At 41.3% G+C, this 20,069-nt stretch carries 24 protein-coding genes and 2 pseudogenes; 18 read left to right on the top strand and 8 right to left on the bottom strand.

Annotated features, from left to right (window positions below; genetic code table 11):
• The first annotated feature begins 12 nt into the window (after window positions 1-12).
• The 3 genes from AF333_RS33120 to AF333_RS32295 all read left to right on the top strand — a co-directional run bounded on the left by AF333_RS33120 (window position 13) and on the right by AF333_RS32295 (window position 1,859).
• The gene (locus tag AF333_RS33120; RefSeq protein ID WP_139189322.1) at window positions 13-399 is read left to right on the top strand and encodes a hypothetical protein; all 387 of its coding nucleotides are present in this window, start codon (window positions 13-15) and stop codon (window positions 397-399) included.
• 15 nt (window positions 400-414) lie between these two features.
• A complete protein-coding gene (locus AF333_RS22215; protein ID WP_053432762.1) occupies window positions 415-933 on the top strand; it encodes a transposase in 519 nt (172 codons plus the stop codon).
• A 797-nt stretch (window positions 934-1,730) separates the two neighbouring features.
• Window positions 1,731-1,859 carry a transposase gene (locus AF333_RS32295; protein WP_043065900.1) on the top strand — a complete coding sequence of 43 codons (129 nt, stop codon included), beginning with the start codon at window positions 1,731-1,733 and terminating at the stop codon, window positions 1,857-1,859.
• Between the two features lie 65 nt (window positions 1,860-1,924).
• Here the strand turns inward: AF333_RS32295 and AF333_RS22205 are convergent, their stop codons facing one another.
• From AF333_RS22205 to AF333_RS22185, 5 genes are all read right to left on the bottom strand, one after another.
• Window positions 1,925-2,611, bottom strand: a complete 687-nt coding sequence (locus tag AF333_RS22205) for an IS6 family transposase (protein WP_053432761.1) — start codon at window positions 2,609-2,611, stop codon at window positions 1,925-1,927.
• 73 nt (window positions 2,612-2,684) lie between these two features.
• Window positions 2,685-2,903 (bottom strand): hypothetical protein, encoded by a 219-nt coding sequence (locus AF333_RS22200; protein WP_043065893.1) that lies wholly within the window; start codon window positions 2,901-2,903, stop codon window positions 2,685-2,687.
• A gap of 48 nt (window positions 2,904-2,951) precedes the next feature.
• On the bottom strand, window positions 2,952-3,032 hold the full coding sequence (locus tag AF333_RS37685) for a helix-turn-helix domain-containing protein (RefSeq protein WP_407638690.1): 81 nt from the start codon (window positions 3,030-3,032) through the stop codon (window positions 2,952-2,954).
• A gap of 277 nt (window positions 3,033-3,309) precedes the next feature.
• Complete coding sequence (locus AF333_RS22190; protein ID WP_235356642.1) at window positions 3,310-4,179, bottom strand: DDE-type integrase/transposase/recombinase; 870 nt, start codon at window positions 4,177-4,179, stop codon at window positions 3,310-3,312.
• A 41-nt stretch (window positions 4,180-4,220) separates the two neighbouring features.
• Window positions 4,221-4,532, bottom strand: coding sequence for a transposase (locus tag AF333_RS22185; protein ID WP_043065896.1), 312 nt, complete (start codon window positions 4,530-4,532; stop codon window positions 4,221-4,223).
• Window positions 4,533-5,318: 786 nt separating this feature from the next.
• On the opposite strand from AF333_RS22185, the pseudogene AF333_RS36145 reads away from it, so the two are divergent.
• From AF333_RS36145 to nikE, 11 genes and pseudogenes are all read left to right on the top strand, one after another.
• Window positions 5,319-5,618: pseudogene (locus AF333_RS36145) on the top strand (spore germination protein); the annotation flags it as partial.
• A gap of 1 nt (window position 5,619) precedes the next feature.
• The coding region (locus AF333_RS22180) for a spore germination protein (RefSeq protein WP_235496845.1) at window positions 5,620-6,905 on the top strand (1,286 nt) is incomplete at its 5' end.
• Window positions 6,906-6,933: 28 nt separating this feature from the next.
• On the top strand, window positions 6,934-8,037 hold the full coding sequence (locus tag AF333_RS22175) for a spore germination protein (RefSeq protein ID WP_043065661.1): 1,104 nt from the start codon (window positions 6,934-6,936) through the stop codon (window positions 8,035-8,037).
• Window positions 8,021-9,094, top strand: a pseudogene (locus tag AF333_RS22170) (Ger(x)C family spore germination protein); the annotation flags it as partial. The gene AF333_RS22175 and the pseudogene AF333_RS22170, both read left to right, overlap by 17 nt.
• A gap of 188 nt (window positions 9,095-9,282) precedes the next feature.
• Complete coding sequence (locus tag AF333_RS22165; protein ID WP_043065663.1) at window positions 9,283-9,537, top strand: transposase; 255 nt, start codon at window positions 9,283-9,285, stop codon at window positions 9,535-9,537.
• Between the two features lie 47 nt (window positions 9,538-9,584).
• A complete protein-coding gene (locus AF333_RS22160) occupies window positions 9,585-9,929 on the top strand; it encodes an IS3 family transposase (RefSeq protein ID WP_080787705.1) in 345 nt (114 codons plus the stop codon).
• A 196-nt stretch (window positions 9,930-10,125) separates the two neighbouring features.
• Window positions 10,126-11,748: a nickel ABC transporter substrate-binding protein gene (nikA, locus tag AF333_RS22155; protein ID WP_043065665.1), complete on the top strand. Its 1,623-nt coding sequence runs from the start codon at window positions 10,126-10,128 to the stop codon at window positions 11,746-11,748.
• Between the two features lie 18 nt (window positions 11,749-11,766).
• Entirely contained in the window at window positions 11,767-12,711 is a 945-nt protein-coding gene (gene nikB, locus AF333_RS22150) for a nickel ABC transporter permease subunit NikB (protein WP_043065666.1), read from the top strand.
• Entirely contained in the window at window positions 12,708-13,541 is an 834-nt protein-coding gene (nikC, locus tag AF333_RS22145) for a nickel ABC transporter permease subunit NikC (RefSeq protein ID WP_043065667.1), read from the top strand. The genes nikB and nikC overlap by 4 nt, the downstream gene beginning before the upstream one ends.
• A gap of 84 nt (window positions 13,542-13,625) precedes the next feature.
• Window positions 13,626-14,384: a nickel import ATP-binding protein NikD gene (nikD, locus tag AF333_RS22140; protein WP_235356634.1), complete on the top strand. Its 759-nt coding sequence runs from the start codon at window positions 13,626-13,628 to the stop codon at window positions 14,382-14,384.
• A 24-nt stretch (window positions 14,385-14,408) separates the two neighbouring features.
• Window positions 14,409-15,242 (top strand): nickel import ATP-binding protein NikE, encoded by an 834-nt coding sequence (nikE, locus tag AF333_RS22135; RefSeq protein WP_043065669.1) that lies wholly within the window; start codon window positions 14,409-14,411, stop codon window positions 15,240-15,242.
• Window positions 15,243-15,644: 402 nt separating this feature from the next.
• Here nikE and AF333_RS36140 read toward each other — a convergent pair whose 3' ends face one another.
• From AF333_RS36140 to AF333_RS22125, 3 genes are all read right to left on the bottom strand, one after another.
• Window positions 15,645-15,887, bottom strand: a complete 243-nt coding sequence (locus AF333_RS36140) for a hypothetical protein (protein ID WP_235496843.1) — start codon at window positions 15,885-15,887, stop codon at window positions 15,645-15,647.
• The gene (locus tag AF333_RS22130; protein ID WP_080787706.1) at window positions 15,842-16,720 is read right to left on the bottom strand and encodes a hypothetical protein; all 879 of its coding nucleotides are present in this window, start codon (window positions 16,718-16,720) and stop codon (window positions 15,842-15,844) included. Before AF333_RS22130 ends, AF333_RS36140 begins: the two co-directional genes overlap by 46 nt.
• A 111-nt stretch (window positions 16,721-16,831) precedes the next feature.
• Window positions 16,832-17,104, bottom strand: a complete 273-nt coding sequence (locus tag AF333_RS22125) for a hypothetical protein (RefSeq protein ID WP_043065670.1) — start codon at window positions 17,102-17,104, stop codon at window positions 16,832-16,834.
• A 320-nt stretch (window positions 17,105-17,424) separates the two neighbouring features.
• Here AF333_RS22125 and AF333_RS22120 point away from each other — a divergent pair, with 320 nt between their 5' ends.
• The 4 genes from AF333_RS22120 to AF333_RS22105 all read left to right on the top strand — a co-directional run.
• Complete coding sequence (locus AF333_RS22120; protein ID WP_043065671.1) at window positions 17,425-17,766, top strand: cupin domain-containing protein; 342 nt, start codon at window positions 17,425-17,427, stop codon at window positions 17,764-17,766.
• Window positions 17,767-18,084: 318 nt separating this feature from the next.
• Window positions 18,085-18,363, top strand: coding sequence for a hypothetical protein (locus AF333_RS22115; RefSeq protein ID WP_052812011.1), 279 nt, complete (start codon window positions 18,085-18,087; stop codon window positions 18,361-18,363).
• A gap of 74 nt (window positions 18,364-18,437) precedes the next feature.
• Window positions 18,438-19,322, top strand: a complete 885-nt coding sequence (locus AF333_RS22110) for an alpha/beta fold hydrolase (protein ID WP_043065672.1) — start codon at window positions 18,438-18,440, stop codon at window positions 19,320-19,322.
• Window positions 19,323-19,483: 161 nt separating this feature from the next.
• Window positions 19,484-20,069 (top strand): transposase (locus AF333_RS22105; protein WP_161808230.1); only part of this gene is annotated, 586 nt, incomplete at its 3' end.

Below are 20,069 nucleotides of genomic sequence, written 5' to 3'. Positions count from 1 at the left end.
CTGTAATATTCGATGTGTCGTGATTGCGCAACTCGTCAAAGATGGACGGTACTCTGTACCTTATCTCCGATCGGTGACTATGCTGAGTTACGGGAGGCTGTAAAAATACGAGACCACATCTCTTGCAGGATTCAGCGCATCCAGGCGAAAGTGCATAACTGGCTGGATCGTTATTTTCCTGAGTTCTTACAGGTATTCACAAGTTGGGAAGGCAAGGCGGCTCTTGAGACATTGAATCACTTTCCACTGCCTCAAGACATTATCGAGGCAGGTGCGACCCAGATTCTGACTACATGGCAGAAAAAGATCAAAAGAGGGTTACGCCCGAAGCGTGCCATGGAGTTAGTAGAACAGGCGAAGCATTCAGTAGGATTATGTGAAGGGATAAACATGGCTTGACTTGAACTACAAACATTGCTTGCAACGTATGAGTTAAAGCAGCAACAATTTGAACAAGTGATGAAGGAAATTGAAGACGTGCTTACAAACATTCCCGGTGTTGAATACATTTTCACCATTCCTGGCATGAGAATCGCCACATTAGCGGGCTTTTTCGCAGAGGTGGGAGACTTATCTCGGTATCAGCATCCTCGTCAGATTCAAAAGCTGGCTGGCCTGAACCTGAAAGAAAATCGTTCAGGCAAACATCAAGGAAAAATCCGGATTTCCAAGCGAGGGAGGCCAAAGCTGCGTGCGCTTTTGTATAAAGTGATTCGACCGTTGGTCGCTAAAAACTCAGCTTTTAAGGCGCTACACATATATTATACGACCCGACAACAGAATCCACTTTGCAAGCAACAGTCATTAGTTGCCCTGTGTTGCCGTCTGCTTCGGATTATATTTGTGCTGGCACGTAAACAAGTCGTTTATGACATGGAAAAGATGATGAAAGATACATCTTTATGTAATCAAGTACAACATCTCGCTGCGTAAATGATTCTATTGTCTATTTTTTATTGTGTTGATTCTTATCTTATATCTTGATAAAAACGAAGCACGGAGAAGCCGGAATTATTTTTTCCATGCGGGCATTGACCCTGAAAAGGAGCATCTCTGGCCTCCACCTCATGGACAGGTTGAACGAAGGAAAGTAGGGACATATGATCCTGAGAGACATGGGAGGGTATACCACCATGAGTCCTGTGGAGATCCAATGTGCAACTATATTTTTCAAAAAAGGCCGTAGGTCTTTGATGGCCTACATCCCCTACTTCCAATATTTTAAAAAGTTTCAAATGTCTAACTGAAGCTTCGTTTATAAAAATCAAGATATTGTAAGAATACATGAGTATTCATAAGAAAAACTTTAATTCATAGAGGGAGTTAATTATGAACCAATTTAAATTCTTTATTTACCAATTCCTATTATTTATCATCGTTTTAGTTTCAAATGTCTATTCTGATGAATACATTAGCAAACCCTTTTCTTACATTGATTTTATAGTAATGTCTATAACTTTACCTATACATGTACTAATTTTCTTCCTTATATTTAAGATATATAGACATTTCAAAACTGTTCGATTGCGAAATAAAATTTTGCTTTCTATAACTGCCTTTATTTTTGCAGTCTTATTTATAGGACTATTGGAGAATATTTGGTTTGAAATAAAAGGAGAAATGTTATTCTAAGCTGTAACAGAGTATTTATTTTATATCAACTATACTGACCCCATGAAAGACCAGACAACCCATAAGTTATAATAAAAACAACGAAAGGGGTTGTCGATATGGCAAGACGGAAATGGTCTACAGAGGAAAAGATCAACATTGCTTTAGAGGGGATGGCACCAGGGGGCAACATCCCTAAGGTTTGTCGTACTCATGGGATTCTTCAGCCACAGTACTACAAGTGGTGAGATCAGTTTTGGTTCTGTTGCAAAGTTTCTTAACAGATAAAATGTGGGTTGGGTGCGATTAAATTTCATGCAATTGTAAGTAACTTTTGCAATTCATTATACGTTGAAAAACCGCAGTTTGGTCGTAAACTGCGGTTTTGTTTATATATAGCATGAATGGTTTCGATTCCTTTTAAGGTACGGGAAGCGTGGCGAAGATTTTGAAATCCTGCAGATTTAGAAAAACATCGCTTCACATGCCTAGGGTCCTGTTCAATGGGGTTGTTCAAATACTTGATTGTACAATGAGTTGTTTTTAGATAAAAGCCTTGTTCTCTTAATTTGTTAAATGCACAAAGTAATGCTGGTGCTTTGTCTGTAGTGAGAACCGTAGGTTCTCCAAACGTTTTGACCAATCTTTTCATAAAGGCATAGGCAGCCTGATGATCCCGTTTTTTACGAAGTTGAATATTCAATGTGTGCCCGTCTTTATCGATTGCACGATATAAATAACACCATTTCCCTCTGACTTTTATATAGGTTTCATCTAGTTTCCAAGATAATTGAACGTTTTTATTTTTCTTCTTCCAAATTTGATAGATAAGATTTCCATATTCATGAACCCAGCGCATGATGGTTGTTGGATGAACCGAAACACCACGCTCTTTTAAGATTTCAGATACTTCACGATAGCTTAAAGAAAAACGACAATAGTAGCCAACGGCTACCAAAATAATATCCTTTTTAAATTGTTTTCCTTTAAAATATCCCATTTGTGATTCTCCTAGCTTTGTTTTGAAAAAGTTTAGCGTACTTTTAAAAACCTTGCAACAAAACCCTTCGTTATCAAATTTTAATATGCACCGTCACTAGTTCATCTTGCTCTATAAATTTAGCCTTAATAGTTGTTGAGTTTTTATTTTCAACGGGTTGCAAAGTAAGCAATTCATCGAACATAGAGGAAAACTCATCATAATTATTTTTTGCATCATTGTTATATGAAACAATGAATTTGATGACGTTTTCTTTATCAACTTCTCTGAGCAGTTCACAAAATGTCTTCATTGCAACCTTTTCTTTTTCTTGTATTCAGCTTGTATATCTTAATATCTATTAATTTTCATCTTTTCTGTATTCGATTATATCTTCTATTTTACAGTTTAATGCTTTGCAGAACTTGCCCAATACGAACAATTGAACGTGCAAATTGAATTTGAGGAATACATGTTTTATATACTAGACTTGCCCAAAGTTCGATGCAAAATTTACCATATAGAAAGAAGGTTCTCCNCTCTGTTTTTTTGTTTTGCCAACTTCGTAGTCCTGTTAAGATATCACCGTGTCCTGTTACACTGCAGAACATGGCTGTAAAAGAAAGCAGTGTCCAAAACCGCTTCATTGCAACGGCGGATTAACCCCCATTGTTTGGACACAGACAACCTTATTCAGCCTGTTTTGTAAAATTACTCACTTATACTCGCACTTCCTTAATCGCGAACTTACGTTCTGTTAGAACCACATAAAACTCCTGTGTCGCTAAATCACAAATACTGGAATGGATTCGTCGCTCGTTGTAAAAACGGATACATTCTGATACCACTTGATAGGCCTCCGTATAAGACAAAAACTCATACCTTGCCAGGCATTCATCTTCCAGAATGCGATGAAAAGCTTCAATATGAGCGTTCATATTCGGTGTTCGTGGCGAAATACGTTCATGAACGATCCCGAGTGCTTCACATGCTTGCGTAAAATGATGAGCGGTAAATTGCGGTCCATTATCCGAACGAAGAACGGGACGTGCATCTAATTCAAATAATTGTCGTTTAAACAGCGCCTGCTGTACCGTACGACTCGCATCCTTGGCTTCACAGGGGTAGGCAATGACCGAACGATCATAGACATCCAGCACAGACTGTATGAAGAAAAAACGGTCTTCTCCAGCAATATATCCGTATTTGATATCTGTTTCAAACAGTTGATTCGAACCAGTAATGATACAGTTTCGGGCAAGCTTTTTCCGATAGAAAGTCTGTTTTTGGCGCTGTGAACGTAGAATAGCCATCTCTTTGCACAATCGGTACACTTTTTTCTTGTCAATACAAAGTCCGTGTGTACGCCGTAAAAAGAGGGTAAGCTTACGATATCCATACGCATAGACCTCACCTTCGATTCCTTCCAGCAACCATTCTTTCACCTGTTCATCGGACACTTTCGTGCCGTCCTGCTTTAGAGAATAGCCTGGTATGGCACGTCCCTCACTTTTTACTGATTCCACTTGTTGCCCTTCCTGTTTCTTATGATAGTAGTAGGTTGAGCGTGGAATACGAGCAAAACGCAAGACCAATCGTTTCGGATAGCCTTGCTGGATATAGCGTTCGGCTATTTCAAGTTTTTCAGCAAGTGAGGGTTTTTCTTTTTTATCAAATCATGTAAAATAGCGATTTCTAATGCCTGCTCGCCAAGTAACCGTTTGAGCTGATCGTTTTCCTGCAAAAGAGTTTCCCCATCGAAAGAGGGTACGATGGCAAGGTCAATCTCTCCATGCTTTCCGCTTTCTACCTCTCGTTTCCAGCGATTCACCATAGTAGTCGATAACTCATGACGACGAGCAACAGCTGCCAGATTACCGGTCTCTTTCGCTTCTTTCACTACTTGTTTTTTAAAATCGATCGAGTACTTTTTTCTTTTCACGAATTTCTTCCTCCCCTGTTACCCTAAGTGTAATCAAAACACACTCATCGTGTCCAATTTCTCTAGGGGGCTAAAGAGCGATCACAAATTGAAGGATGGAGTATAAACCATCACATTAGGAAGGCGAATAGCTCAGCGGGTATACATATTAGATGGTAAGATAGTGTATCCACGGAAAGATAAAAAGGACGAAAAGTTCAGAAAGAAAGAGTAGATGATAACTCATTCAACCTAGAAACGTGTAGGTGAAGCAATGAAACAGACAAGGCGGTAACGGAAATAGAGCAGCATTAGCATATAGGGCCATCTAATGCTTTTGATACCTCTACATAGATATGTGTTTAATTTTATCAGTATAAGCTAAGCGTTAATATGATTTAGTGGATTTTATATTGTACAGATATAGCCTAACACCACCTGGGAAGTGATTATAAAAAATACATTAGATTAACATGTCGCATATAAGGCAATAATGGTGTATGAGAAATCATGATTAGAGAAATATATCGCGTTTGATTTCCTGTAATTTTAAGGATAAGTAAGGAAATGAGGTGCTTTGGAGAACACGATCATGAAGTAATGAATGAATAGTGATTAAGTACTTCGCGGTTTTTAAAATGGAGTATCGAATGATTCTACTCATAGGATGATCAAAATGTGGCGGTCAATTGTCTCTTATCTTCCAGGTTGGAAAGTATTTGTTCAAGCCTTTATTGTATTTTTCGTTCCCTATGTTATCTCAAGATTTTTTGAATGGGTTCGTACATCAGAGGAAGAGTGATGAAAATGAGATGGTGGAAATCAAAGAGCGGGCAAATACAAAAATATACCGAGCAAAGTGATAAAAAACAAGAGTCTCCAGCTCCTTTTACAGGCGATTTCACTTTCGATTTGGAACTTGTAAGACAAGAAATCGGCCATAACTCGGATGTTCATTTTCGAGAGTTTAACATAGGAAGGATGAGCATTCGAGCGGCGCTCATTTTTGTTGATGGATTATCAGATATCGATCTCATCGATCAGCATATCATAAAATCGCTGATGTCAGATTTTCCACAGGAGTATAAAAAAAGGAAAATTTTTATCNAGGAGTATGAAAAAAGGCAAATTTTTATCAAAGATAGCACCTTAAAAGAGTTTGTTAAAAATCATATCCTATCCATTAGCAAAGTAAAAGAAGTACATAACACAAAAGATTTGGCTTTAGAAGTATTGACAGGTTCGACTGCGCTTTTAATTGATGGTTCCGTAGGTGTTTTGATTCTTGGTATAACGAAAGGAAAAACACGAAACATTGAAGAGCCTGTATCAGAAGCGTTGGTCAGAGGTCCGCGGATAGGTTTTACTGAAGTGCTAAGCGATAATACTGCCCTTTTGCGACGTCATGGTCAGAACGAGAACTTATCATTAACAAAATTCCAGGTAGGAGAGCGTGCAAAAAAGGAGCTTATTATTGCTTACATTAAAGATATAGCTGATCCAGGATTAGTGAAAGAGGTAAAGAAAAGAATTAAGAAAATTGACATTGATAATGTACTGGAATCAGGCTATGTAGAGCAACTCATCGAAGATAATTACCTCAGTCTTTTTCCGCAAGTGCAAAGCACGGAGCGACCTGATCGCGTTATTGGTGCATTAATGGAGGGGCGGGTAGCCATCCTGTTGGATGGAACGCCATTTGCTTTAATCGTTCCGGTTACATTCAGTATGCTGTTGCAATCGCCGGAAGATTATTATGAACGTTGGATTCCTAGCACGCTTATCCGTCTATTACGTTTTTTTGCAGCCCTTGTTTCGTTACTGGCACCTGCCTTGTATATTTCCTTTATTTCCTTTCATCCAGGATTAATTCCGACTAAATTAGCCATTTCTATTACAAGCACAAGGGAAGGAGTGCCATTTCCTTCGCTTATCGAAGCACTCATTATGGAAGTATCCATTGAAATTTTGCGGGAGGCCGGACTCCGCTTACCTAAGCCGATTGGTCCGGCGATGGGGATTGTTGGTGGGTTGATTATTGGTGAAGCCGCTGTACGAGCAGGAATTGTCAGTCCTATCATGGTAATCGTAGTGGCAGTAACCGCTATTTCCTCTTTTGCCCTCCCACAGTATAATGCAGGGATTCCGTTGCGTGTTCTTCGCTTTGTGGCTATGCTTTGTGCTGCTATATTTGGATTGTATGGACTTATTTTGTTTTTCCTCTTCCTATGCAGCCATTTAGTGAAGCTGAAGAGTTTTGGTATCCCTTATTCAAGCCCGGCTGTTCCTTATCAAATAAGTGACTGGAAAGATTTTATGGTTCGTATGCCGCTCTTGATGATGAAACGTCGGCCGAAGATGATGCATACGAAAGATCCAAGGCGTAAAGGGTAGCTTACTACGAAAGGGAGAGGGGTCAGGGATGATGGCCAGTCCAAAAGATCAAATTACCACTCCACAAGCAGTTGTTGTTGTTACTAATTTTATACTTGGAACAGGGATTCTCACCCTGCCTAGAACATCCGTGGAGAAAGTGAAAACACCAGATATATGGATAACCGTTATTTTAGGCGGGCTGATGGCGATGATAGCAGGAGTAATCATTGTGAAATTAAGTCAGCAGTTTCCCAAAAAAACGTTTTATCAATACAGTCAAGAGATTGTAGGGAAATGGGCTGGTGGGTTATTCAGTCTACTTATCGTATGTTATTTCTTAACAACTTCTGCATTTCAAATTCGTTCAATGGCAGAGGTTATACAGTTTTTTTTGTTGGAAGGCACCCCCATCTGGGCTATCATCATGCCATTCATGTGGGTGGGTCTTTATCTGATTATTGGAGGCATGAACCCGCTCGCTCGCTTGTTTGAAATCATATTTCCTATTACGATCATCATTTTTTTACTGGTTGCCTTCATGAGTTTCAAAATATTTGACATAGATAATCTACGCCCGGTATTAGGGTTAGGAATGACACCTGTCCTAGCAGGGTTAAAGACAACATCTCTCTCCTATACAGGGCTTGAAATCATGTTGATTCTTTTAATATTTATGAAGGAACCAAACAAGGCAGTAAAAGTTGTTCTTGTTGGTATAACCATTCCTTTGGTCTTTTATGTCATAACTGTTGTGATGGTTATCGGGGCGTTATCCATTGATGGAGTGGTAACAAGAACATGGCCGACGGTTGATCTCATGCGAAGTTTTGAAATGATCGGTTTGATATTTGAACGGTTTGAGTCTTTGTTGCTTGTAATATGGATTATGCAAATATTTGCTACCTTCACCCTCGCCCACTATGCTGCTGCTTTGGGGCTGGCCCAACTTTTGAAAAAGAGCATTCGTCCATTTATGTATAGCTTGCTTCCCGTGATTTACATCATCGCCCTGATTCCAAGAAATATCAATGACCTTTTTAAACTTGGAGATATGATTGGTAATGGTGCGTTGTTTTTGTTTGGTTTACTGCCAATACTGCTTCTGATTATCTGGAGATGGAAGGTAGGAAAGCATGAGACAAAGCTTTAACAAGATACGGTTTTTCTTCATTTTGCTGTTGGTTTTTTTAGTTCTGTCTCTTACAGGATGCTGGAGCAGCCATGAAATTGAAGAATTAAGCTTAGCTGTAGGTATGGCATTAGATAAAGGCAAGGAATCAGCTAGTAAGAAAGAGGTAAAGGAAGAAGGAGGGGGACATCCTAAAAGAGACCTAATTACATCAATCTATCAAATTGTTGTACCACAAGCAACGGGCTCGGAGAGTCCTTCGCAATCAAAACCGTACATGAATATTTATGAAACAGGAGATTCTATCCATCAAATGACTCGTGAATTATCATTAAAAAGGGAGCGTCCCTTATTTGGCCAACACTTAAAAGTGATTGTTATGGGGGAGGAACTTGTACGCACATATAGTTTGGAACAATTACTCGATCAATATCTTCGGGATAATCAGATTAGGCCAAGCTGCTTAGTGTTGATTAGTAAGGGGCGAGCAAGCAAGACGCTAGAATTAAAGGAAACAGGAGAAATTCCATCCTTTCGTTTGTTTGGGATTGTAGATAATCAATATAGAACAACAAGAATTCTATCTCCAATGTCGCTTGCTAAATTAGAGGGAAAGATGCAATCAGGATCTAGTTTTCTTTTGCAAAACGTAGTTGCAGCAAATGGAGAGGTGAAGTTTGCGGGAGCGGCTGTAATCAAAGGAAAGACAAAAAAGCTGGGTGGTTTTTTTAATGAAACAGAAGTAGAAGGCTTAACGTGGATAATTGGAAAGGGGAAAGGCGGTGTGGTGAAAAGCTTTGATAAACAGACTGGTCAGCTACTCATATACGAGGTAGAATCAATGAAAAGCAGGATTACTCCTCATGTTAATGGAAAGAATATCTCTTTTAATGTGAAAATCGAATCAGAGGGACGCCTATCCGAAAAATGGATAACTTCAGGGAACGCTTTTGAAAATAAATTTCTAAAAAGAGCGGAAAAAAACACCGAAAAAGAAATCAAACGACTAGTGAAGAATGTAGTAGAAAAAATGCAAGAGGAGTACGAAGCCGATGTTGCTGGTTTCGGGATTGAAAATNTTAGTAAGGTTCCAATTACATACAATATAGAAGTAACTATCAAAGATTACGGAGCCTCAGACTCCAACAAGTGAACCTTCTTATTCTGTACGGAAGTTTGCCACCGACCCCATATTTTGGGTTGCCCGCTCTATTTGGAGGAACCTCGTACATTTGAAAATGGGTGTGTGGTGTGTTGATAGACTGAATTCTGGACACGCAGAATCTAGAAGAGGGGAAGACAGTGGCGCAAGCTGCACATGAGCTTGGGCTGCATGAGAATACCCTGTATCGCTGGGTAACAGAGGTCAAAAAAGATGGAGATCAAGCCTTTCCAAGTAGCGGAAACCTGAAACCAGAAGAGAAATCCCTTCGAGATTTTCAAAAGAAAATCCGGGATCTGGAGGAAGAGAATGAGATTCTAAAAAAGGTCATGCACTACTTCGCAAAAGACCGGCGTTAGCCTATGCTTTCATTCATAAACACCGCTTCAACCTCCGTGTCACGAAGATGTGCGCTGTCCTCAACATTTCCAGAAGCGGATACTATGCATGGGCTACATGCAAGGAAAGCGAGCCAAGCAAGCGCCGAAACAGGCTAGAGGTGCAAATTCGTCGTGTCTTCTTAGCGTCACGCCGTCTCTATGGAAGTCCAAAGGTTACTCAAATCCTACGGCAGCAGGGCGTTCAGGTGTCAGAGAAAACGGTGGCCTGTATCATGAAAGAGCTTGGCTTGAAATCCTGTACTGTCAAGAAGTACAAGGCAACGACCAACTCCAGGCACAACCTACCGGTTTACGATAACGTACTCGCTCAGAAGTTTAGCGTCGTGGAAAATCTCTATTTTCATAAATAGGGTTTCTTCACACTCTGAAAAAACCATGGGGTGCACCCATGGTTTTTTGTTTGACTAGAGTCTTCGAACTGAATTGGCTTATTTTCCTGATCGACTGGTCTGACGTAGATCACAATTTATATTGACAGAAGTGAGACCCCTCTTTTATTATCAATGATAATCATTATTAATTTTGAGTGGAAGGAATTATTTCAGCATGTTTAAATTCAAAAGGAAGACTATTTTATTTTTGGTCATGAGTCTACTCATGTCTAGCGCTCTTTTAGGATGTACGGAGAAGGAATCCGCAACGACACCTAAAGAAGGAACAGAGAAAGCAGAAAAGTCCATCACTCTATCTTGGCCGAGGGATATTGGGACAATGAATCCACATGCTTACAATCCTTCGCAATTGATAGCGCAATCAATGATTTATGAACCATTGATCAGTTACAAGGAAGGGGGCAAGCTGGCTCCCCACCTTGCCGAATCGTGGTCGATATCGAAGGACGGCAAAGAGTACACCTTCAAGCTCCGTCAAAATGTCAAATTTTCGGATGGGACGCCTTTTAACGCCGCTATTGTAAAAAAGAATTTTGATGCTGTGATGAAAAACCCAAAATTACATAGCTGGCTTGGTGTGATCAATGTACTGGATAAGACCGAAGCAGTGAATGATCTGACCTTCAAAATGACGTTGAAGAAACCTTATTACCCCACCTTGCAAGATTTGTCGCTGGTCCGTCCTGTTCGATTCCTAGGTGAAGCCGGTTTCCCGGACGATGGAGACACTTCTAAGGGGGTAAAAAAACCGGTCGGAACCGGACCATGGATGCTGACCGATTACAAGAAGGACGAATATGCTGTATTTACCCGTAACCCGAATTACTGGAGAGAGAGCCCAAAGATTGAGAAAGTAACCATAAAGATCATTCCGGACGCTGAGACGCGCGTTATGGCTTTTGAAAAAGGTGAGCTGGATTTGATTTATGGAGAAGGCGTTATCAGTATGGATTCTTTCAATCAATTGAAAGAATCCGGTAAATACGTAACGGGGCTGTCTCAGCCTGTCGGAACGAGAAGTTTACTTCTAAATACATCAAATGAAAAACTGGCTGACTTGAAAGTGCGTTTAGCCCTACAACACGGATTTAATAAACAGGCTATGGTGGAAGGTATCACACATGGATTGGAAGAGAAGGCGGATAACATCTTATCTAAAAACTTCCCATATACCAATATTGAAGCCGAACCAATCGAATACAATGTGGACAAAGCAACTGCTTACCTAGAAGAGGCGGGGTGGAAGCTACCTCCTGGAAAAACAGTACGGGAGAAGAACGGTCAACCACTCGAATTGGAATTGATCTACGATAAGACGGATCCTATTCAAAAAGCGATGGCGGAAACCATTCAAGCCGAATGGACAACGATCGGTGTCAAGCTGAACATTACGGGTGTTGAATTGACGGTTCAAATTAAACGGCGGAAAGCTGGTGAGTTTGATCTGGATTTCTGGTACAACTACGGAGCGCCATATGATCCGCACTCTTTTATCAATGTTGTGGCTGAAAAAGGATGGGGCGTTTCAGAAGCACATTCTCGCTTGCCGATGAAACAAGAGTTGGATCAGCAAGTAAACGATGCTCTAGCCTCTACTGATGAGACAAAGCGCCAAGAGCTTTACGGCTCCATTCTGAAGACGTTGCAGGAGCAGTCGGTTATCGTGCCGGTTTCTTACATCAAGAAAACCGTGGTTTACCAAAAAACTGTGAAAGACTTTATCTTCCCAGCGAATCGGGATGAACATCCATTCTACGGGATTGATACCAACAAGTAATGGGTAGGGAGGCCATCCATGGTTAGCTATATCGCGAAGCGGATTCTCGCTATCATACCCATTGTTCTCTTTGCCATTTTTATCATGTTTCTGCTTATCCGTATTTCCCCGGTGGACCCGGCTGAAGCGTATTTGACTGCAGCCCATATTCATCCGACTGAGGAGATCCTGGCTGAGAAAAGACATGAATTTGGCTTAGATCAGCCGTTGATTGTACAATATTTTCAAACGGTCGTGGAGATTTGCCGACTTGATTTCGGCAAATCTTATCTTACCAATGAACCGGTCTGGGAAGAGGTTACGGCCAGAATGCCGGCAACGATACAGCTGGCTGTCAGCAGTATTTTACTGGCCATCCTCGTTAGTATCCCGCTAGGTTTTTTATCAGCGATTTATAAAAACAGCCTGATTGATACATTCAGCAGGCTGCTCTCTTTTTTCGGCGCTTCTATTCCTCAGTTCTGGCTAGGATACTTATTGATTTTTTTCTTCTCCGTCAAACTTGATTTGTTTCCGGTTGAGGGAAGAGGATCGTGGCAGCATCTCGTGCTTCCGACCGTGACGTTGTCATTGGGACTGATCGCGATCTATACCCGTTTGCTGCGTGCGAGTGTGTTGGAACAATTGCAGGAGTCTTATGTCTTGTACGCGAGAACGAGAGGAATCAAAGAAAAAGCCATTATGGTGAAGCATGTGCTGAAAATTGCCGTTTCACCGGTCATTACAGGCCTGGGTATGAATTTGGGCAAATTACTCACCGGAACCATTATCGTGGAGCAAGTATTTTCTTGGCCTGGGTTCGGCCGCTATTTCGTCGAGGCGATATTTAATCGGGATATTCCGGTTGTCCAATGCTATGTGTTTCTAGCTGCTTGTCTGTTCATTGTGTGTAATCTCATCGTGGATCTCGTGCAATTGTATATGGATCCGCGTATTTCATGGAAAGGAAGGACCGAACATTGATTGCGAGTGTACGTATCGCCCTCAAAAGTCAGAAGACCGTGGTCGTATGCTCGGTCATTTTATTGATTTTTTCCTTTATTACTATTCTGGCTCCGTGGATTTCCCCTCATGATCCCATTCAAGTGAATTTGGCGCTCAAGCTGTGCCCACCTTCGTGGGAATACCCTTTGGGTACCGACCAGTTGGGACGTTGCAATCTGTCACGCATTCTGTATGGAGCCCGTATTTCGTTAGGTTTCGCCTCCTTAATTTTCATCTCCTCTTTAGGGATCGGATTGTTGGTCGGAACCATTGCCGGTTACAGAGGAGGCTGGATTGATATTGTATTGATGCGGTTCTGCGAGGGGGTCATGGCTTTTCCGAATCTCGTGCTCGTGCTCGGGTTAGTGGGATTATTCGGACCTGGACTATGGCAAGTGGTTTTGGCGTTAATGATGGTGCAGTGGGTGTATTATGCCCGAATGTTTCGCAGTATGGTCGTCAGTTTGAAAGAGCAGAATTTCATTACGGCAGCCCGGATATGCGGGTCTTCACCATGGAAAATTATCAGGCGGCATATGATCCCCAATGTGCTTCCTCCGATTGTGGTGATGGGGACACTGGAAATGGGATGGGCGATCATGGACATTTCTGCCCTGTCGTTTCTGGGGCTTGGCATTCAGCCGCCAACACCGGAGTGGGGAGCGATGATTCACGAAGGGAAATCTTATATCCGAAGCCATCCGGAATTAATGCTGTATCCAGGTATGATGATTTTGCTCGTGGTCATGACGTTTAATGTTTTGGGTGAAGCTTTGTCGGATCGGTTTGACATAAAACGACGTTATTGAAAAGGAATGAGACTATTGATAGAGAAACAGCGTCATGTCTTGCAGGTGAGCGGCCTGAACGTCAAGGTAAAGTCGGAACAGGGAATGCTTTCCCTGGTTCAGGATATTCATTTTGAGATGAAACCCGGTGAAGTGCTTGGTCTCGTGGGAGAAAGCGGCAGCGGAAAAACCATCACCTGTATGTCCTTGCTACAGCTTTTAGATCGGAAAACAACCTGCGTGGAAGGAAGTATCCGATTGCATAGCCGAGAGCTAAATGGCTTGGGAGTGGAGGACATGCGGAGTATCCGAGGGAAAGAGATCGGCTTCATCATGCAAAATCCCATGAATGCCTTCACGCCTGTGTATACGATCGGTGATCAATTTATCGAAACGATCCGTACCCATTCTGATCTCACGAAAAAACAAGCGAGCGAGCTCGCGCTATCCTCTATGGATGCTGTGAATCTGCCCCAACCATCCGAGCTGATGCGGCGGTACCCTTTTCAGCTGAGCGGGGGGATGCTCCAGCGAGTGATGATTGCGATATCCATGTGCCTGCGCCCATCCGTAGTCATTGCAGATGAGCCGACGACGGCGTTGGATGTGACTAACCAATTGCAAGTGCTGAGGCAGTTGGATCGGCTCCGGTCCGAATGCGGGACATCCATTTTATTGATTTCTCATGATTTAGGCGTGATTGCCGAACTCGCAGACAAAGTGGCTGTGATGCACAAAGGACGCATCGTAGAAAAAGCGAATGTCTATCAACTGTTTGATCATCCTCAGCATGAATATACGAAAAAACTCTTGAATGCTAGGCCCACTTTCCAAATTAACCAACAGATCCAGGAGTTTGTATAATATCCGAAAAAAGGGAGTGAGGACATGAGCTTACTGCAAGTAAAGGAAGTTACCCATACCTATAGCTCATCCCATTTGTTTTGGCGCCCAGACCGGCAAATAACGGTTCTCTCCAATGTTTCTCTTTCCATAGAACAAGGGATGTGCATGGGGCTTCTCGGAACCAGCGGAGCTGGAAAAAGCACGTTGGGCAAAGTGATTCTTGGATTGCTGAAACCCCAGAAGGGCAGGGTTCTATTCCAGGGACAGGATCTCTACAACATGGATCCACTTGCCCGCAAGCGGCTTCGAAGGGATCTTCAAGTGGTATTTCAAGATTGCTATTCGTCGGTAAATCCACGCATGACGGCGGAACAGATCATCGGGGAACCCTTGGAAAACTACGAGAGACTGTCCGCCTCCGAGCAAAAAAGAAGGATTGCGCATTTGCTGGACATAGTCGGGCTAAACTCAGAGGATATGAGAAAATATCCCCGACAATTTAGCGGTGGACAGCTGCAAAGAATCAATATTGCCAGAGCGATCGCATTAAATCCGAAGCTAATTATATTGGATGAGTCGGTAAGCAGCTTGGACATGGTGAATCAGACACTTATTTTGAGCCTATTGAGTGAATTAAAGTCGGTGTTTGGCCTTTCTTATCTTTTTATCACTCATGACATTAAAGCGGCCTACTTTATTTCCGACGCTTTGGCTGTGATGGAGAAAGGGGAACTGGTCCAAATGTGCTATGATAAAAATCAGATTCTTACATCACAACACCCCGCTGTGAAGAATCTGATTTCTTCGATTCTTTCCGAGCACCCCCGATACCGTTCGATTTTTCCGGGTGGAAATCCTGTCCGACACATAAGATGATAAGAGGTTTATTTGAATGCTTTCAAGATTTCAAATCATTATTAAATTAATCTGCGTTGAAGGTAACTAAAACACCAGGCCAGCCTGTCGAGAAAATCTTGACAGGCTTTTTACTTTTAATATGGGGTAGTGACAGGGTTGCTGCTCTAGTCCGCAGGATTATTTCTTATAAATGTAAAACATCATTGGATATCAATGAGGTTCGTAATGTATATATTGGTGTCCAGAGCAAAACACACGAATTTCGCACGCTAAGATAATTAATGGAAAAGAAAGTTGATTTCTCTAACAATAAGTAATTTACCTAGCCTCACGGAATGAGTATAGCTTGTAAGGAAAACAATACTACATGATCTATGCACTTCGAGGTAATCCTTAGTAAAATTCCGGTTTGGGTGTAACCTAAAGAAGCATCAAATAATGCTCCGGCCAAAAAAGTTCAAAGAGTCTTACAAATTGCTGCACTTGTGTGTCACAATCAATAGAGATTCGCTGAATGCCCTTGTAGTTTTTCGCGCGAACCTGACAACGAGTGTGGAAGAGGCCATGAACCATTTCACCGTGGGTGTAGCCTTTATCATCACTCGTTTTTTCTTTGTTCAGTTCAAAGAGCGCCACAGAGAGCAAGGTTTCAGCAGCAAACAATAGCTTGAAATGGGCGTGGTGATACGCTTCAGATTCGGAATGGCATTTCTCAAAAGCCAATTCCTGTTTGGCGGCGCGAAAGAACACTTCGATGCGCCAGCACTTGGCATAGGTTTGCACCACGTCTTTCGGAACATCGTGCGATTGCTGATCAACAAATAGGCGCCTTTGTAAGTGGCCGGCTCTCCTTCTTGTTCAGCTTGAATCGAGTCCGATTCCGTGAGATCATCTTCCTTCAATCGCATAGCAGCAACAGCAGCCACCGGAACATAGCGTTGCTTGGTCACTTGCTTTCTTTTCCGATTCACCGTGATGTATGGACGCTTCATGTAGATGCCTGGTATTGAAATGGAACTGAGACCGGATGTTGCTTGACGTGTCAGTTCCTTAAAGACTTCACGGATCAGCATGCCCGGAGTCAGCGGCACGTAACGTTCCCGACGAGTGCCAGGCTCGATGACTTTATGGAACAAAGCCGTGTTACGCTTGGCCTTGGTGACCCAATCAAAATTATTCTCTTCAAGGAACGAAAAGAAATGCTTGCACAGGTACCAGCGATCAATGACTACCCACAACCGGCACTTAACGGATTCACGCAGCATGAGCAGCATCTGCCTGGCTAAATCGATTTTAGTCAGACCTTCTCCTTTCGTTTCAGGCTTGTGCCAAATCCGGTAAAACAACGGATACTCCAATCCGCTTTTCAGAATGGCCTGCAAGACTACCAGATTCGTTGCCCAGATATAGGCTTTGGTGGAGTGGTCATAGAGCCAGCTCAGAAACGGAAGCAGTTTGGCAAAAGGATGTGCACTGTGAGTGTCATCGAGATTCATGACGTCCCCATCGGTAAGAGTAGTTAAAGGATCTTGCTGCAAGCGCGCGACACGTTTTTTTCCGAATGTTGTCCAAGCGAAGCCCTTCGTAAAGAAGCGACTTAAGGTGTACTACGCAAGTTTCCAAGGGTGGAACATTGGCTTAAGCAAAGCGTCTTTGTTGGCTAACTGTGCCATCTGAACGACGGAGGAGTAATTGGAAACGAGACCGACAACATAGAGAAAGCAAATGAGCCATGAAGGAGTACCATTGCGTTTTATAATGCCGGATTGAGTGAGCAACAGAGAGAAATCAAATCGCTCCCACAAGCTCTTCAGAATGGGGGCTCCGGCACATTCGCTGTGATTTAATTCTTTGAACCTTGATTTTTGCAACGCTGACATTGGAAAACCACCTCTAATCTAGAAGATATACCCTATAAATAAAGGTATCCTTCGCGATTATGGGGGCGTTTCTGAAATGTCAATAGGTTTTTGTGATATTCATTGAAATACTTTCGAACAATTTGTCATGATGACTGATTACCAGTTACTGACTTGAACTGCATAGGTCATGTTCTTGAATAAGAGAAGGAATTATTAGAAAGTGAATCGAACCTCTAAGCTATCAATTAATGGGTCGGAAAGCGTAATAAAATTGCAGTATAATTCAAGTATTATGATGTCTTGGAAAGCCAAGATTTTATTTGATGGGGGATATTGAAATGAAAATAAGTAAACACAATACTGAACATTATATATGGGGAGATGACTGTGATGGGTGGCATTTAGTGAAAAATCAAGATTTAAGTATTATTCATGAACGTATGCCAGCTAGTACTTCGGAAATAAAACATTATCATCAACACGCACGCCAATTTTTCTTTGTCTTATCAGGTATAGCAATCATTGAGATAGATGGTAAAGAGATTACTTTAAATCCGCAAGAGGGAGTAGAAGTTCCGCCTTTGGTGCCGCACCAAATGTTTAACAAGTCAAATAATGAAGTTGAGTTTTTGGTGATTTCTCAACCGACAAGTAAGGATGATAGAGTTTTAGTGGACTAAATTTTTTGTTGAACTAACCATGAGAGACCGAAATTTGTTTTTTTTATTTTCTGTGGTGAAGCAAAGCTTCATGGATGGCTATCGGACGCCATCATGTTCTCAATAAGAAGGCGGCTTGTTTTAAGAAACGATTCTGGGAGCTATTGTGTAAAGGTTACTATAAAGAACTAGGAGGGACGAAATAAGGTGTAATTTTCTCCATTATCGCACTAGTATTGAATGTGTACACTATCATGTTCCTTTTTGTTGAAATACAAGCGATTCGATTATGTCCTTCTATTATCACAAATCAACATTTACACCTACAGGTTGGAATTAATGAAACAGTTGACAATCCCTCTTGAGGACATTAAAAGTATCCATTATTATCCAGGTCCTGAAAAACTATCTAAAGATGAAAAACAATGCACATTCGATGTAGTACTTGCTAATTTTATAAAAGAAAAACCAACCTTTGAAGTCGAATTTTATACTCCTAAGGAAGTTAAGCTTATTTATAGATTTAAGAAAAAAGTAGTGGAAGTCCATCTTCGACCAGATGAACCACAAAAATTTTACGATACTCTTACTGCAAAACTAGACAAATTGAACGAATAGCTATTTAGAATTACATTGGTAATTTTATATTAAGATTTTGAAAAATACATCGAATTTACATTGAGGGGATATGGATGGAACAAAACGGCCAAATTTTACAATTAAATGATGGGAGAAAACTTGGATATATTCAATATGGGAAGAAAGACGGTATACCTATATTTCTCTCTCACGGAACACCAGGTTCAAGAATATGGTTTTTAGATGATGACGAAGTATCAAATTCACTAGGAATTAGGTTAATTTCGATAGATAGACCTGGATACGGCTTATCAGACTTAAAGCCAAACAGAACTGTACTAGATTGGACCGATGATGTTGAGGAATTGGCTAATTATTTACAAATTGAAAATTTTTCAGTGATTGGGGTTTCTGGAGGAGGAGCATATGCAGCTGCTTGTGGATATAAAATTCCGCAACGAATAAATTCAATTGCAATGGTTTCAAGCGTTACTCCTTTCAAAGATGGAAAGCCCCCGAAGGCGATGGTAAAAGAAAATCGTATAGCGTTTTGGCTTTCTAAAAATGCACCGTGGATTTTGAAGTTATCATATAAATCCATGGTAAAGATAATGGATAAATCCCCAGATAAATTTAAAAAAGGCCTTAAAAATGGAAATAAACATTTAACCGATTGGGATCGCCAATTTCTACAAACTGATGAACACTTAGAAGCAACATTTAGGCATTTAAGAGAAGCATATAGGAACCAAGTTGATGAAGGAGCAACCGAACCTTACTTATTGTCTAAATATTGGGGATTTGATTTAAAAGATATAAAAGTACCAGTCTATCTTTTTCATGGAGAAGAGGACAAAATGGCTCCTGTGGAAGAGATTAAAAAAGTATCAAGGATAATACCTGAGTGTCAGTTGCACCTTATTCCTGATGCAGGTCACTTTTTAACTGAAGATAACAAAATTTGGGAACGTATTTTAAGAGAAGTTATTATAAATTAAGCTACGTTTTACAAATTTTTTTGACACAAGTTTTTTTTAAGATTACTGGACTCTTGTAAAAAATTTGTCGAAAAATGAGCAATAAAAAAGGACATTCCGACCTTTTATAGAAGTTTGGGCTACCACACCTAAAACCACTCAAAAGGAGAATGTCCACTTTTATGGTAACTTTTCACTCTTCTATCGTCAAGTTTGTTTTTGCGCTGAATTTACTCTTATCGAAGCCACAACACCGACATTTGCTTGCTTTTCTTCATGGCATCATTCTTTGCGAGGGCCGAGTCAACATCAGCCAAATTCGACGATCATCCAACCATGATCGCGACCTTAGTTGTATGACTCGCTTTTTACAGGAATCTCCTTGGAACCCCCAATACGTTACGAAGCAGCGGCTTTCCTATTTGATGGAAACCATTCGCCAGACGCGTGCCAAATGGGGAGATACACGTCCGATTACGTTCCTGATTCTAGACGACACACAATGTAAAAAAGAACGTTCCACTGTGAAAATGGAGGGTCTCGATTTTCATTATTCTCATTCAGAAGGAAAATCGGTCTGGTCTCATTCGCTCGTGACGGCTCATGTGGTAACGGATGATCTCTCGGTTGCCTGGGATTTTCGTTCCTATTTTCGAAAGGAAGACTGCAAAGAGCGAAACGTCCCGTTCAAAAGTAAAAATGACCTGGCGATTGAACTCCTTGAAACCTATTCTTCTTCACCAGATGAACACGTATATGTCCTGATCG

Source organism: Aneurinibacillus migulanus (genome assembly GCF_001274715.1).
GTDB classification, from domain to species: Bacteria; Bacillota; Bacilli; order Aneurinibacillales; family Aneurinibacillaceae; genus Aneurinibacillus; species Aneurinibacillus migulanus.
Note: the sequence above shows the minus strand (reverse complement) of the source record. Positions and strands in the feature narration are given on the sequence as shown.

Coding starts and splice junctions, on each gene's coding strand:
- AF333_RS33120 (WP_139189322.1), top strand. CDS start 13: ATGTGTCGTGATTGCGCAACTCGTCAAAGATGGACGGTACTCTGTACC.
- AF333_RS32295 (WP_043065900.1), top strand. CDS start 1,731: ATGGCAAGACGGAAATGGTCTACAGAGGAAAAGATCAACATTGCTTTA.
- AF333_RS22205 (WP_053432761.1), bottom strand. CDS start 2,611: ATGGGATATTTTAAAGGAAAACAATTTAAAAAGGATATTATTTTGGTA.
- AF333_RS22200 (WP_043065893.1), bottom strand. CDS start 2,903: ATGAAGACATTTTGTGAACTGCTCAGAGAAGTTGATAAAGAAAACGTC.
- AF333_RS22175 (WP_043065661.1), top strand. CDS start 6,934: ATGATGGCCAGTCCAAAAGATCAAATTACCACTCCACAAGCAGTTGTT.
- AF333_RS22160 (WP_080787705.1), top strand. CDS start 9,585: ATGTGCGCTGTCCTCAACATTTCCAGAAGCGGATACTATGCATGGGCT.
- nikA (WP_043065665.1), top strand. CDS start 10,126: ATGTTTAAATTCAAAAGGAAGACTATTTTATTTTTGGTCATGAGTCTA.
- nikB (WP_043065666.1), top strand. CDS start 11,767: ATGGTTAGCTATATCGCGAAGCGGATTCTCGCTATCATACCCATTGTT.
- nikD (WP_235356634.1), top strand. CDS start 13,626: ATGCTTTCCCTGGTTCAGGATATTCATTTTGAGATGAAACCCGGTGAA.
- nikE (WP_043065669.1), top strand. CDS start 14,409: ATGAGCTTACTGCAAGTAAAGGAAGTTACCCATACCTATAGCTCATCC.
- AF333_RS22130 (WP_080787706.1), bottom strand. CDS start 16,720: ATGAATCTCGATGACACTCACAGTGCACATCCTTTTGCCAAACTGCTT.
- AF333_RS22125 (WP_043065670.1), bottom strand. CDS start 17,104: ATGTCAGCGTTGCAAAAATCAAGGTTCAAAGAATTAAATCACAGCGAA.
- AF333_RS22120 (WP_043065671.1), top strand. CDS start 17,425: ATGAAAATAAGTAAACACAATACTGAACATTATATATGGGGAGATGAC.
- AF333_RS22115 (WP_052812011.1), top strand. CDS start 18,085: ATGAAACAGTTGACAATCCCTCTTGAGGACATTAAAAGTATCCATTAT.
- AF333_RS22110 (WP_043065672.1), top strand. CDS start 18,438: ATGGAACAAAACGGCCAAATTTTACAATTAAATGATGGGAGAAAACTT.